Here is a 13751-nt window from a genome sequence, read left to right on the forward strand (position 1 = left end):
ATCCCCCCTCTACCCTGGAGATGCTGTTGAGACGCGCGAAGATCGTCGCCACACTGGGCCCCGCCACATCCACCTATGAGACCGTGCGTGCACTGTTCGATGCCGGCGTGGATGTCGCGAGGCTGAACCTCAGCCACGGCGACTACACCGTGCACGACGCGAACTACGCGAACGTGCGCCGCGCCGCGGAGGACGCCGGTCGTGCGGTCGCCGTGCTCGTCGACCTGCAGGGCCCGAAGATCCGCCTCGGCAAGTTCGAGGACGGCCCGTACGAGCTCGCCGTCGGAGACATCTTCAAGATCACCACGGAAGACATCGTGGGCAACCGCGAGATCTGCGGCACGACGTTCAAGGGCCTGCCCCAGGACGTCAAGCCCGGTGACTTCCTGCTGATCGACGACGGCAAGGTCCGTGTCGAGGTCGTGGAGACCGACGGCGTCACCGTTACCACGCGTGTCGTGGTCGCCGGTGCGGTGTCGAACAACAAGGGCATCAACCTGCCCGGCGTGGCTGTCAGCGTTCCCGCGCTGAGCGAGAAGGACGAGGCGGATCTGCGCTGGGGCCTGCGCACCGGCGCCGACATCATCGCGCTGTCGTTCGTGCGGGATGCCGCGGACGTGACCCGCGTGCACGAGATCATGGCCGAAGAGGGGATCAAGATCCCGGTCATCGCCAAGATCGAGAAGCCGCAGGCGGTCGACAACCTCGAGGAGATCGTCGAGGCCTTCGACGGCATCATGGTGGCCCGTGGCGACCTGGGCGTCGAGCTGCCGCTCGAGGCCGTGCCGATCGTGCAGAAGCGCGCGGTCGAGCTGGCGCGCAGCCAGGCGAAGCCCGTGATCGTGGCGACGCAGATGCTGGAGTCGATGATCTCGAGCCCGGTGCCGACCCGCGCCGAGACCTCGGATGTCGCGAACGCGGTGCTCGACGGCGCCGACGCGGTCATGCTCTCGGGCGAGACCAGCGTGGGGGAGTACCCCGTGGTCGTCGTGGAGACGATGGCCCGCATCATCGAGTCCACCGAGGAGCACGGCCTGGAGCGCATCCAGCCGCTGCGCAACAAGCCGCGCACCCAGGGGGGCATCATCACGCTGGCGGGTGAGGAGGTCGCGGAGTTCGTCGAGGCGAAGTACATCTGCGTCTTCACCCAGTCCGGTGACTCGGCTCGTCGCATGTCCCGCCTGCGCCCGCGCATCCCGATGCTCGCGTTCACGCCCGAGCCGGGCATCCGCCGCCGTCTGGCGATGACGTGGGGCATCCGCACCGCGCTCGTGGACGTGGTGGAGCACACCGATCTGATGTTCCACCAGGTGGACGAGTACCTGCTCGGCAACAAGCTCGCCGTCGAAGGCGACAAGGTCGTCGTGATCTCGGGTTCCCCTCCCGGGATCATCGGCTCGACCAACGACATCCGCGTCCACCAGGTCGGGGATGCGGTCGGCGGAGCGGCGCCGGTCTACAAGTCGAAGAACTGATCGCACAGGAAGGGCGGGGCCGTCCGGCTCCGCCCTTTCCCGTGCGATAAAGTCGGTCAGGGCCGGCGTGGCGGAATGGCAGACGCGGAGCACTCAAAATGCTTTGTCGAAAGACGTGTGGGTTCGAGTCCCACCGCCGGCACAAGTTGAACAGATAGGATTTTCCCCGTGACTGAAGAGCAGCAGCCTGAGCAGCCCACGGCATCCGCCCCGCGACGCGTCGTCGTCGCCGAGGACGAGTCGCTGATCCGCCTCGACATCGTGGAGATCCTCCGCGACAACGGGTTCGATGTCGTCGGCGAGGCCGGCGACGGCGAGACCGCTGTGGCGCTTGCCACCGAACTGCGTCCGGACCTGGTCGTCATGGACGTGAAGATGCCCCAGCTCGACGGCATCAGCGCCGCCGAGAAGCTGCACAAGAACAACATCGCTCCCGTCGTGCTGCTGACCGCGTTCAGCCAGAAGGAGCTCGTCGAGCGCGCCAGCGAGGCCGGCGCGCTCGCCTACGTCGTCAAGCCGTTCACGCCGAACGACCTGCTGCCCGCGATCGAGATCGCCCTGGCCCGCCACGAGCAGATCATCACGCTCGAGGCCGAGGTCGCCGACATGGTCGAGCGTTTCGAGACCCGCAAGCTCGTCGACCGGGCCAAGGGCCTGCTGAACGAGAAGATGGGCCTCTCGGAGCCCGAGGCGTTCCGCTGGATCCAGAAGGCGTCGATGGACCGCCGCCTGACGATGCAGGACGTCGCGAAGGCGATCATCGAGCAGCTCGCCCCCAAGAAGTGATGACCTGAGGACGCGCCGCGCCTCAGGCGGGCGCGTCCTTGATCATGTTCGTGATGCGGATGGTCGAGCAGCGACGTCCCTGATCGTCGCTGACCACGATCTCGTGCACGGTGATGCTGCGCCCGAGGTGGATCGGAGTGCACACGCCCGTCACGGTCCCGCTGGTCGCCGAACGCGTGTGCGTGGCGTTGATGTCCACACCGACCGCGAGCTTCCCAGGGCCGGCGTGCAGGTTCGCCGCCATGGACCCGAGAGACTCGCCGAGCACCACGTAGGCGCCGCCGTGCACGAGCCCGACCGGCTGGGTGTTGCCCTCCACGGGCATGGTGGCGACGCTGCGCTCGATCGAGAATTCGGTGAACTCGATGCCCATCTTCTCGGCCAGGGCGCCCATGCCTCGGCGGGTGGCCCACTCCAGGCCGTCGGTCGTGGTCGTGTCGCTCACTCGTCCTCCTCAGCGCGTGTCCGTCGCCCTCGTTAGGCTGACAGGGTGACGGACTCCGCAAAGCCTACCCTCATGGTCGTCGACGGCCATTCGCTCGCCTACCGTGCGTTCTTCGCCCTCCCGGTCGAGAACTTCACCACACGCGACAACCAGCACACGAACGCCATCTACGGCTTCCTGTCGATGTTCGTGAACCTCATCAAGGCCGAGCAGCCGACGCATCTCGCGGTCGCCTTCGACACCTCGCGACACTCGTTCCGCACCGACGAGTACCCCGAGTACAAGGCCACCCGCTCAGAGACGCCCAGCGAGTTCCGGGGTCAGATCCCGCTGCTGCAGGACTGCCTCGCCGCGATGTCGGTCCCTGTGCTCACCAAGGAGGGCATCGAGGCCGACGACATCCTCGCGACGCTGTCCACCCAGGGATCCGCCCTGGGCTACGACGTGCTCGTGGTCTCGGGAGACCGCGACACGATCCAGCTCGTGAACGATGAGGTGACGCTGCTGTACCCGTCGGTGCAGGGCGTCTCGCAGCTCAAGCGCTACGACCCGGCGGCGGTGCAGGAGCGCTACGGCGTGCGGCCCGAGCAGTATTCCGACATCGCCGCGCTGGTCGGCGAGACCAGCGACAATCTGCCGGGTGTCCCGAAGGTCGGCGAGAAGACCGCGGTCAAGTGGCTGACCCAGTTCGGCACGCTCGACGAACTGCTGGAGCGCTCGGGTGAGATCAAGGGCGTCGTGGGCGGTAACCTGCGCGACCACATCGATGACGTGCGCCGCAACCGCAAGCTCAACCGCCTGCTGACCGATGTCGAGCTGCCGGTCGGCCCCGCCGACCTCGCGGTCGCCCCGATCGACGCTCAGGCGGTGCGCGACATCTTCGCCCGCCTCGAGTTCCGTACGCTGCTGCCGCGTGTGTTCGACGCGGTCGGCGCCCACGACGAGGACGCTGAGACCGCGGCCTCCGTGGACCTCCCCGAGGCCGTCCAGGCCGCAGCAGCTGACATCGCGAGTTGGCTCGCCTCTCAGCAGGACGAGGTGGCGCTCACACTGGTGCCCGGAGCACGCCCGACCCGCATCGGCGTCGCGACCGCGACCGAGCTGCGCGAGGGCGACTGGAACGAAGAGATGGCCGACGCGCTGCGCACGTGGCTCGAGTCGGATGCGCCGAAGGCGCTGCACGACGCGAAGCCCCAGGTGAAGGCGCTGACCGCCGCCGGCATCCGGCTCGGCGGGCTCGCCTACGACACCAGCCTCGCCGGCTGGCTGCTGCGGCCGAGTTTCCCCGACAAGACCCTCGGCGACCTCGTGGAGCGCTACCTCGGTGAGAAGCTGCCCGAGTCGGACCCCTCGCAGCTCGTCCCCGAGACCGACGGTGCGACGCCGTCGCAGGAGGCGTGGTTCACGCTGCGGACAGCGCACGCGCTGCGCGACGAACTGCCCGAGTCCGTGGCCACGGTGCTCACCGACATCGAGCTGCCCACCCTGCTGACGCTGGCCGACATGGAGACCGCAGGCGTCGCCGTCTCGCACGAGGTGCTCTCGACCTTCTCCGCGGAGCTGGGCGCGCGGGCCGAGGGCATCGCGCAGGACGCGTACGTCACGATCGGCCGCGAGGTGAACCTCGGCTCTCCGAAGCAGCTCCAGGAGGTGCTCTTCGAAGAGCTTCAGCTGCCGAAGACGCGCAAGACGAAGACCGGCTATTCGACGGATGCCGCTTCGCTCGCCGACATCCAGGAGAAGAGCCCGCACATCTTCCTGGAGCAGCTCTCGCAGCACCGCGAGGCGACCAAGCTGCGCCAGATCATCGAGTCGCTCGACACCGCGATCCGCGACGACCACCGCATCCACACCACCTACGTGCAGACCGGCAGCCAGACCGGGCGTCTGTCCAGCACCGACCCGAACCTGCAGAACATCCCGGTGCGCACCGAGGAGTCCCGCCGCATCCGCAGCGCCTTCGAGGTCGGCGAGGGGTACGAGACGCTGCTCACCGCCGACTACTCGCAGATCGAGATGCGCATCATGGCGCATCTCAGCGGCGACGAGGGCCTCATCGAGGCGTTCAACTCCGGCGAGGATCTGCACCGCTTCGTCGGGGCACGGGTGTTCGGCGTCGAGCCGTCCGAGGTGACCCCGGCGATGCGCACCAAGGTCAAGGCGATGTCCTACGGTCTGGTCTACGGCCTGAGCGCCTTCGGCCTGTCCAAGCAGCTGCGCATCGAGCAGTCCGAGGCCAAGGGGCTCATGACCGAGTACTTCGCCCGGTTCGGCGCGGTGCGCGACTACCTGCGTGCGTCGGTGATGGCGGCGAAGGAGGTCGGCTACACCGAGACGATCTTCGGTCGCCGCCGCCCGTTCCCCGACCTGTCCAGTCCGAACCGCGTGCTGCGCGAGAACGCCGAGAGGGCGGCGCTGAACGCACCGATCCAGGGCAGCGCCGCCGACATCATGAAGATCGCGCTGTTCCGCATCCACGACGACCTGCGCGCCGCCGACCTCTCCTCGCGGGTGCTGCTGCAGATCCACGACGAACTCGTGGTCGAGGTCGCGGCAGGGGAGTGGGACGCCGTCGAGGGCATCGTCCGCGATCGCATGGGCGGCGCGGCCGACCTCTCCGTTCCGCTCGACGTCCAGGTCGGCCGAGGACGCGACTGGAATGAGGCGGCCCACTGACTAGGCTCGACCCCATGACTGATTCACGCACGCCCTCGGCGATCGACAAGGTCGCCGAGGAATGGGTCGACGAACTCGTCGGCCTGTCGCCGGTGCTGGCGACTTACATCGGCCGCAACGAAGCGAACGGCCGCCTCGACGATCTCAGCCCTGAAGGGCATGAGCAGAGTGTCGAGGCGACCCGTCGCACGCTCGCCGCCCTGCAGGACCTGGAGCCCGTCGACCACATCGACGAGGTCACCAAGTCTGATCTGTCCTCCCAGCTGCAGCTCGACCTCGAGTTGCACGAAGCGCAGTGGCACCTGCGCGATCTCAACGTGATCGCCTCGGCGGCGCAGGACTTCCGCCAGGCCTTCGACCTGATGCCCACCGCCACCACAGACGACTGGTCGGTCGTCGCCGAGCGCCTCGCAGCCATCCCGCAGGCGCTCCGCGGGTACACCGCCACGCTGCGCGAGGGCATCGCAAAGGGCGTCGTCCCCGCGCGCCGTCAGGTCACTGAAGTCGCGACGCAGATCACCAGGTACACGGCCGACGACGGCTTCTTCGCCTCGTTCGTCGCGGGAGCCGCCCCCGAGGACGGTCAGCTGCCCGCATCGCTCGCCCGCACCCTGTCCGACAACGCCGGTGCGGCCCGCGTGGCCTACGACCAGCTGCGCGACTTCCTGGCCACCGAGCTCGCCCCGGCGGCGGGCGAGGACGACGCGGTCGGCCGCGAACTCTACGCACTGAACTCCCGCCGCTTCCTCGGTGCGACGATCGACCTCGACGAGACCTACGAGTGGGGTCGTGAAGAGCTCGCCCGCATGATCTCCGAGCAGGAGGCGATCGCGAACGAGATCCTGCCCGGCGCGACCGTCGAGCAGGCCGTCGCACACCTCGAGGCCGACGCCTCGCGCCGGCTCGTCGGCACGGACGCGCTGCAGCAGTGGATGCAGCAGACCAGCGACCGGGCGATCGCCGAGCTGGGTGCCACGCACTTCGACATCCCCGAGCAGATCCGCGAGCTCGAGTGCATGATCGCGCCTACGCAGGAAGGCGGAATCTACTACACCGGTCCGACGGACGACTTCTCCCGTCCCGGCCGTATGTGGTGGTCGGTGCCCGAGGGCGTCACCGAGTTCGACACCTGGCGCGAGCTCACCACGGTCTACCACGAGGGTGTTCCGGGCCACCATCTGCAGATCGCGCAGGCGACCTACAACCGGGCCGAGCTGAACAGCTGGCGCCGCCTGCTGGCCGGCACCTCCGGTCACGCCGAAGGCTGGGCGCTGTACGCGGAGCGTCTGATGGAGCAGCTGGGCTATCTCGACGACCCGGCGGATCGTCTGGGCATGCTCGACGGCCAGCGCATGCGCGCCGTGCGCGTCGTGCTCGACATCGGCGTGCACCTGCGCAAACCGCGCCTCGACGGCGAGGGGATCTGGGACCACGACTACGCGCTCGAGATGATGCGCCGCAACGTGAACATGTCGGACGAGTTCCGTCAGTTCGAGGTGAACCGCTACCTCGGCTGGCCGGGACAGGCTCCTTCCTACAAGGTCGGGCAGCGCATCTGGGAGCAGGTCCGCGACGCGTACCGCGCCGAGCGGGGCGACGACTTCTCGATGAAGGAGTTCCACAAGCGCGCCCTCGACATGGGCGGCGTCGGGCTCGACACCCTGCGCACGGCGCTGCTGGGCTGAACGCACCGGCAGACGCGGGGGTCATCCGGGAATGCCCGGGTGGCCCCCGTGTTGCATTCGTGTGAATACGAAAGGGACTTCATGAACGTGGAATTCGGACTCGGCACTTTCGGCGACATGTCGACGGACCTCGACGGCTCGCCGCTGACGGGGGCGCAGACCATCCGCAACGTCGTCGCCCAGGCGGAGCTCGCCGACAGCCTCGGCGTCGACTACTTCGCGGTGGGGGAGCACCACCGGCCCGAGTTCGCGATCTCCGCCCCCGAGATGGTGCTGGCCGCCATTGCGAGCCGCACGGAGCGGATCAAGCTCGGCACAGCGGTCACCGTGCTCTCCTCGGATGACCCTGTGCGGGTGTACGAGCGCTTCGCGACGCTCGACGCCGTCTCGAACGGCCGGGCGGAGCCCGTGCTGGGCCGCGGGTCGTTCACGGAGTCCTTCCCGCTCTTCGGCTACGACCTGCGGGATTACGAGGCCCTGTTCGAGCAGAAGCTCGACCTGTTCGCCGAGCTTGTCAAGGAGCAGCCGGTCACATGGTCCGGCACGATGCGTCCCGCCCTCCATGACGCCGACGTGTTCCCGAAGACGGAGAACGGCCTGCGACCCTGGGTCGGCGTGGGCGGCAGCCCCGAGTCGATCCTCCGCGTCGCGCGATACGGCTTCGGTCTCACCCTTGCGATCATCGGGGGAGCGGCGTTCCGGTTCAAGCCGCTCGTGGACCTCTACCATCGCGCGGTCGACCAGTTCGGCACCGAGGTCCGCCCCATCGCGGCCCACTCACCGGGACACATCGCCGACACCGACGACGAGGCCTGGGAGCAGGCCTACCCGGGATTCGAGGCGATGAACCGCACGATCGGGCGTGAGCGCGGCTGGCCGTCGTACAGCCGGGCGCAGTTCCAGAACGACGTCGGCCCGATGGGCGCGACATATGCAGGCTCGCCGGATCGGGTGGCGGCCAAGATGGCGGACACCATCCGCACGCTCGGCCTCGGTCGCTTCGAGCTCAAGTACGCCACCGGCACGACTCCGCACGAGCACCTGATGCGCAGCATCGAGCTGTACGCCACGGAGGTCGTTCCGCGGGTGCGCCGCCTGCTCGCCGACGACTGACCCTTCGCGGCTCGGGTCGCGGCTTCGTCCTAGGATGAAGGTCATGCCCGACACCGTCGTCCCGAGCCGCCGCTCCCTGGCGTCGCGCCTCGACGCGCTCCCGCTCACCCGTCGCCACCTCCGCATCCTCACCGGATCGGGTGTCGGCTGGGCGCTGGACGCGATGGATGTCGGCCTGATCTCGTTCATCATCGCCGCACTCGCACAGCAGTGGGCGCTCACGCCGGGTCAGTTGGGCTGGATCGCCTCTGTGGGTTTCATCGGCATGGCGATCGGTGCGAGTGTCGGAGGTCTGCTCGCGGATCGCTACGGGCGCCGGCAGGTGTTCGCCGTCACCCTGCTGGTGTACGGCATCGCCACCGGAGCCAGCGCCCTCGCCGCCGGTGTGACGGGCCTGCTCATCCTGCGCTTCATCGTCGGACTCGGCCTCGGCGCCGAGCTGCCCGTCGCGTCCACCTACGTCAGCGAGATCGTCCCCGCCCGTATCCGGGGTCGTCTGATCGTGGTGCTCGAGGCGTTCTGGGCGGTGGGCTGGACGGCGGCCGCCCTGATCGGATTCTTCGTGATCCCGGCATCCGAGGACGGCTGGCGCTGGGCCTTCGCGATCGGCGCGATCCCGGCCCTCTATGCGGTGGTCGTGCGCTGGGGGCTGCCGGAGTCGCCGCGCTGGCTCGCCGGAAGAGGGCGGATCACGCGCGCGCAGCGCATCGTCGAGACGTTCGAGAGGGATGCCGGGATCGTGCTGTCCCCGGCGATCAACAAGGAGCCCGACACGCGTCCCGTCGCGGTCACCACGGCGGCGCGTCTGGCGACGCTGTGGAACCAGGAATTCCGGCTGCGCACCCTGAGCATCTGGTTGGTGTGGTTCTGCGTGAACTTCGCCTATTACGGGGCGTTCATCTGGATTCCGAGCATCCTCGTCGCGGCCGGCTACGACCTGGTGCGCTCGTTCGGCTTCACGCTGATCATCACGCTCGCCCAGTTGCCCGGGTACGCGGTCGCCGCGTGGCTGATCGAGGTGTGGGGGCGCCGCACGACGCTCTCAGTGTTCCTCGTCGGCTCCGCCGTGTCGGCGGTGCTGTTCGGCACTGCGGGCAGCACAGGCATGATCATCGCAGCGGGCATGGCTCTGTCGTTCTTCAACCTCGGCGCCTGGGGTGCACTGTACGCCGTCACCCCCGAGATCTATCCGACCTCGCTGCGCGGAACCGGTGCGGGCTGGGCTGCGGGGGTGGGCCGGATCGCCAGCATCTTCGCGCCGCTGCTCGTTCCGGTGATGCTCGACGCGGGCGGCGCGCCGCTGGTCTTCATCGTGTTCTCGGCGTTCTTCGTGGTCGCAGCCGTCGGCGCGTGGGGCCTTGTCGATCGCCGAGGCGCTCGGCTCGACGACCGCTGACCTTCGACGAGAAGTCGCAATAGGCTGGACGGATGGCGGCTGTGCGATTCGTGGCGATCGGAGACTCCTTCACCGAGGGCGTGGGCGACGAGCTCCCCGACGGCCGGGTGCGCGGCTGGGCGGACATCGCCGCGCAGGGGTGGGCGAACGCTGCGGGTGAGCCGATCGAGTACGCGAACCTCGCCATTCGAGGCAAGCTCGCCTGGCCCATCGTCGAGCAGCAGCTCGAGCCGGCACTCGCATTGCGTCCGACGCATCTGTCGTTCAACGCCGGCGGCAACGACATGCTCCGCCCGAAGGCTGACATCGAGCACATCGCCGACTCGTTCACCCGCGTGCTGCGTCGCTGCGACGAGCAGGGCGTGACGATGATCGTGCTCTCCGGCGCCAACCCGAGCGGTCAGCTGCCGATGGGAAAGATGATCCAGGCCCGCGGCGACGAGCTGTCCGCTGCGGTGCTGCGCCGCTTCGAGGACCGCCCCGATGTGCTGCGCGCGCTGAACTGGCCCGATGCCGAGCTCTCCACGCCTCCTTACTGGTCCGAGGACCGACTGCACATGAACTCCAACGGGCACCACAGAGTCGCCGCGCGAGTGCTGCACGCTCTGGGTTTCGAGCCGCCCGCGCAGTGGTGGGCGGCGCATGAGCACGGCCCGGTGGGCCCCGCCGGTCTCCAGTACTACCGGGAGTTCGTCGGCCCGTGGATCAAGCGGCGCGTCACACGGACGTCCTCCGGAGATGGACGGGCAGCGAAGTACCCGACCTGGGTCGAGCGGACCCCGCAGTGACGGGGACCGGCGGCGAAGTCCCCGCGGTCGCTTGACCATGGACCTGTGGGAGATGCGCCGCCTGGACGGCGGCGCCGTGACTCTGCACGACGCGCGGAGGAACGAACACCGCACCGTGCAACTGGAGTCCTACGAGATGGGCGTCTTCGCCGTGACGCAGGAGCAGTTCGCCGAGGTGCTCGGCGTGCCGGCGACACATCCGCGCCGGCCGGCATCCGATCTCAGCTGGCTGCGCGCGATCCGGTTCTGCAACGCCGCGTCCGAGTGGGAAGGGCTGGATCCTGCGTACTCGTTCGACGGAGAGGACGTGACCTGGCATCTGGACAGTGACGGCTACCGTCTGCCGACTGAGGCGGAGTGGGAGTTCGCCTGCCGCGCCGGGTCTGTGGCGCCGCACTACGGACCGCTTGCGGACGTGGCCTGGACGGGTGCGGACGGCGTGCCCACCCCGCAGGACGTCGGCCTGCGCCTGCCGAACCTCAACGGCCTGTTCGACATGCTCGGCAACGTGTGGGAATGGTGCTGGGATCTCCTGGATCCGGCGCGCTATGACGACTACCGGGTGTTCCGCGGCGGCGGCTTCGCCGATGACGCCTGGAGTGTGCGCGCATCGGTGCGTCGCGGGGGCGCCCCACGGATGCATCACGAAGACGTCGGGATGCGCCTCGCGCGCGGAGGATTCGACGCGGTCGACGCCGCACAGGGCTGGTCCGCCACGGTCGATGTCGAGCGCGGCGGTCGAGGCGGAGCACGACCGCTCGGCTGGACGCCCCGGGGGTGACCGCTCAGTCCCTGAGCCGGATCATGTAGCGGTTCGGGTCCTCCGAGGGCGCGAAGCCGTACTGCGCGTACAGGCCGTGCGCATCAGCCGTGGCGAGCACGATGCGCCGCACCGTCGTCTGCTCGATGTCGGAGATGACGCCCTCGACCAGCAGCTTGCCGACGCCGTTTCCGCGCGCGGCCGGGTCGACGAACACGTCGCAGAGCCAGGCGAAGGTCACGGCATCGGTGACGACGCGGGCGTATGCGACCTGCCGGCCCGAACCGTCGAGGACGGCGTAGTTGCGGGAGCCGTCGATCGCGGCATCCTGCATCTCCCGTGCCCGCCCGGCCGCCCAGTACGACTGCTCGCTGAGCCAGGCGTGCACGCGGGCACGATCGATGTCGGCGAGATCGGAGGAGAAGCGGTATGCGGAGGTCATCCTTCATCCTATGAGGACGGCAGGCGGCCCCTGCCGGTCATCGCCGCGGCCGCTCCGGGTCGAGTCCCATCCGGATGCGGGTTCGCTTGCGCTCGATGCTGATGAACGTCACGCCGAGGGCCCAGAGCGGCAGCTGGGTCGCGAACGCCCAGCGGAAGGCCTCAAGGGAGTAGGTGTCGGGTGTTCCAGCGCCCTGCAGGTCGAGTGTGAGGCCGATCAGGAAGATCGCGATGAGGGCGGCGAGGAAGCCGCCCGAGTTGGTGAGCCCGGTGGCCGTGCTGAGGCGGTGCGCGGGGTTGTGCGTGCGCGCGTGGTCGAAGGCGATCATGGACGCCGGCCCGCCCGCGGCGAGCGCGACGACCAGGGCGACGAGGAGCCAGGTCGGTGCAGGGCCCGGCCAGAGGATGACGGCGAGCCAGGCGACCACCTGAACGGCGACGCTGGGGATCACGAGGGCCCGCGACCTGCGCAGCGGGATGCGGCGGGAGAGTTCGCCGATCAGAGGGCCGAGGGCCATCGCGACGATGACATTGAGCGAGAGCAGGGATGCGGCGGCGGCGTTGCTGAGCCCCTCACCCGCGGTGAGGAACGGCATGCCCCACAGCAGCAGGAACGCCGTGCCCGCGAACGGCGTGGTGAAGTGCGACCAGAACGCGAGACGGGTGCCGGGGTGCGCCCAGGCCGCACGGATGCCGGTGCCGGTGTCTATCGCCGAGGTCACCACCCGGATCGCACCGGTGTCTGTGTTGACCGACACATCGGCCTTCTGCTCCGGCGGGTGGTTGCGGATGACGGCCCAGGTGAGGATGGCGAAGAGCACGCCGAGCCCTGCGATGCTGCCGAATGCGATCGACCAGGAGGTCGCGTGCAAAAGCGCGGCGAGCGGGATGAGGGCGAGCAGCTGACCGCACTGACCGACCAGGCCGGTCAGCTGCACCATGAGGGGGCCGCGCTGTGCGGGGAACCAGGTGGCGACCAGCCGGAGGACGGCGGGAAAGATCGCGGCGTCGCCGGCGCCGAGGAGCATGCGGGCGATCAAGGCCACGCCGATGCTCGGCGAGACCGCCATCACGAACTGGCCGACCGCCATCAGCAGCATCCCGATGGCCATGATGGGGCGGGAGCCGTAGCGGTCGAGAAGCACGCCGATGGGGATCTGCATCCCGCCGTAGACGGCGAGCTGCACCACGGCGAACAGCGACAGCGTCGCGGCATCCGCGTTGAACCTGTCGGCCGCATCGACGCCGACCGCACTGAGCGAAGCACGGTTGGTGATCGCGAGCATGTATGCCGTGACTCCCACGCCCCAGATCAGCCAGGACCGCCAGCCGGGAGCCGAGACAGGAAGCGCACGCGTCACCTGATCGACTCTAGTCCTGGTACCGCCTCGGCTAGCCTCGGGGGAGTGAGCCTGTTCGCGTCGACCGCCGAGTACTACCGTCGTCATCGTTCGGGGGTACCCGCCGAGGTCGCCGAGATCCTGGCGGACGCCGCGCCGCAGGGCTCGCCTCGGCGGCTGCTCGACGTCGGAACGGGTCCGGGGTTCGTGATCGGTGCGCTGCTGCCGTGGTTCGACGAGGCGATCGGGGTGGACCTCGACGCCGACCTGCTCGCCGTCGCACGAGAAGAACTCCCTGCCGACTCCGTACGGCTCGTACAGGCGCCCGCTGAATCGTTCGAGCTCCCCGATTCCTGGTCGCCGCACCTGGTTACGGTGTGCCGCGCCTTCCACTGGTTCGAGCGTCCCGTGTTCCTGCGGCACGTCACGGAGCGGATGGAGCCGGAGGCCGTTCTCGCCGTCTTCGGCGACCAGAGCATCTGGGCGGGCGGCGACGACTGGAAGGACCGCACGAGAGAGGTCGTGCAGGAGATTCTGGGGGAGCGCCGGCGCGCCGGCGCCGGCACCTATGACCGGCCGACAGGGAGCTTCGAGGACGACATCGCGGATGCCGGCTTCCGCGGCGTGACGACGACGCGCGTTCCCGTGGTTCGCACGAGGACGGTGGGCGACGTGGTCGGTCTGATGCACTCCATGTCGTTCGCCTCACCGGCAGTGCTCGGCGACCGTGCGGAGGAGTTCGACCGGAGGCTGCGCGAGCGCCTCGAGCCGTTGACCGATGAGCACGGTCTGCTCACGGACCACAATGAGTTTCACATCATCCTGGCGACGCGGCCGCCTGGGTAG

The 13751-nt window shown here is 68.9% G+C and carries 12 protein-coding genes and 1 tRNA gene; 10 read left to right on the forward strand and 3 right to left on the reverse strand.

Annotated elements, in window-relative coordinates:
- Positions 1–26: 26 nt before the first annotated feature.
- From pyk to DY023_RS09660, 3 genes are all read left to right on the forward strand, one after another.
- A complete protein-coding gene (gene pyk / locus DY023_RS09650) occupies positions 27–1475 on the forward strand; it encodes a pyruvate kinase (RefSeq protein WP_116242228.1) in 1449 nt (482 codons plus the stop codon).
- 61 nt (positions 1476–1536) lie between these two features.
- Positions 1537–1617 (forward strand) — tRNA-Leu (locus tag DY023_RS09655).
- A gap of 26 nt (positions 1618–1643) precedes the next feature.
- A complete protein-coding gene (locus tag DY023_RS09660) occupies positions 1644–2261 on the forward strand; it encodes an ANTAR domain-containing response regulator (protein WP_116242125.1) in 618 nt (205 codons plus the stop codon).
- A 22-nt stretch (positions 2262–2283) separates the two neighbouring features.
- On the opposite strand, the gene DY023_RS09665 is transcribed toward DY023_RS09660, so the two are convergent.
- On the reverse strand, positions 2284–2655 hold the full coding sequence (locus DY023_RS09665) for a hotdog fold thioesterase (RefSeq protein WP_116242229.1): 372 nt from the start codon (positions 2653–2655) through the stop codon (positions 2284–2286).
- Positions 2656–2751: 96 nt separating this feature from the next.
- On the opposite strand from DY023_RS09665, the gene polA reads away from it, so the two are divergent.
- The 6 genes from polA (at position 2752) to DY023_RS09695 (ending at position 11145) form a co-directional block, all read left to right on the forward strand.
- Positions 2752–5382, forward strand: a complete 2631-nt coding sequence (polA, locus tag DY023_RS09670; RefSeq protein WP_181905792.1) for a DNA polymerase I — start codon at positions 2752–2754, stop codon at positions 5380–5382.
- Positions 5383–5396: 14 nt separating this feature from the next.
- A complete protein-coding gene (locus DY023_RS09675; RefSeq protein WP_116242127.1) occupies positions 5397–7067 on the forward strand; it encodes a DUF885 domain-containing protein in 1671 nt (556 codons plus the stop codon).
- An 81-nt stretch (positions 7068–7148) separates the two neighbouring features.
- On the forward strand, positions 7149–8180 hold the full coding sequence (locus DY023_RS09680; RefSeq protein ID WP_116242128.1) for an LLM class flavin-dependent oxidoreductase: 1032 nt from the start codon (positions 7149–7151) through the stop codon (positions 8178–8180).
- A 43-nt stretch (positions 8181–8223) separates the two neighbouring features.
- Complete coding sequence (locus DY023_RS09685) at positions 8224–9576, forward strand: MFS transporter (RefSeq protein WP_116242129.1); 1353 nt, start codon at positions 8224–8226, stop codon at positions 9574–9576.
- Between the two features lie 32 nt (positions 9577–9608).
- A complete protein-coding gene (locus DY023_RS09690) occupies positions 9609–10364 on the forward strand; it encodes an SGNH/GDSL hydrolase family protein (protein WP_181905793.1) in 756 nt (251 codons plus the stop codon).
- Positions 10365–10401: 37 nt separating this feature from the next.
- A complete protein-coding gene (locus DY023_RS09695; protein ID WP_116242130.1) occupies positions 10402–11145 on the forward strand; it encodes a formylglycine-generating enzyme family protein in 744 nt (247 codons plus the stop codon).
- Positions 11146–11149: 4 nt separating this feature from the next.
- Here the strand turns inward: DY023_RS09695 and DY023_RS09700 are convergent, their stop codons facing one another.
- Together DY023_RS09700 and DY023_RS09705 are read right to left on the reverse strand one after the other, a co-directional pair.
- A complete protein-coding gene (locus DY023_RS09700; RefSeq protein ID WP_116242131.1) occupies positions 11150–11566 on the reverse strand; it encodes a GNAT family N-acetyltransferase in 417 nt (138 codons plus the stop codon).
- Between the two features lie 37 nt (positions 11567–11603).
- The gene (locus tag DY023_RS09705; RefSeq protein WP_281271921.1) at positions 11604–12926 is read right to left on the reverse strand and encodes an MFS transporter; all 1323 of its coding nucleotides are present in this window, start codon (positions 12924–12926) and stop codon (positions 11604–11606) included.
- A gap of 45 nt (positions 12927–12971) precedes the next feature.
- On the opposite strand from DY023_RS09705, the gene DY023_RS09710 reads away from it, so the two are divergent.
- Positions 12972–13751, forward strand: a complete 780-nt coding sequence (locus DY023_RS09710; RefSeq protein WP_181905794.1) for a class I SAM-dependent methyltransferase — start codon at positions 12972–12974, stop codon at positions 13749–13751.

Origin of the sequence: Microbacterium bovistercoris, assembly GCF_003387575.1 — a bacterium.
Taxonomy (GTDB): Bacteria; Actinomycetota; Actinomycetes; order Actinomycetales; family Microbacteriaceae; genus Microbacterium; species Microbacterium bovistercoris.

Bases quoted from the DNA above. Each gene is read 5' to 3' on its own strand.
- DY023_RS09665 (WP_116242229.1), bottom strand. From the start codon at position 2,655: ATGGGCGCCCTGGCCGAGAAGATGGGCATCGAGTTCACCGAATTCTCG.
- DY023_RS09675 (WP_116242127.1), top strand. From the start codon at position 5,397: ATGACTGATTCACGCACGCCCTCGGCGATCGACAAGGTCGCCGAGGAA.
- DY023_RS09680 (WP_116242128.1), top strand. From the start codon at position 7,149: ATGAACGTGGAATTCGGACTCGGCACTTTCGGCGACATGTCGACGGAC.
- DY023_RS09685 (WP_116242129.1), top strand. From the start codon at position 8,224: ATGCCCGACACCGTCGTCCCGAGCCGCCGCTCCCTGGCGTCGCGCCTC.
- DY023_RS09690 (WP_181905793.1), top strand. From the start codon at position 9,609: ATGGCGGCTGTGCGATTCGTGGCGATCGGAGACTCCTTCACCGAGGGC.
- DY023_RS09695 (WP_116242130.1), top strand. From the start codon at position 10,402: ATGGACCTGTGGGAGATGCGCCGCCTGGACGGCGGCGCCGTGACTCTG.
- DY023_RS09700 (WP_116242131.1), bottom strand. From the start codon at position 11,566: ATGACCTCCGCATACCGCTTCTCCTCCGATCTCGCCGACATCGATCGT.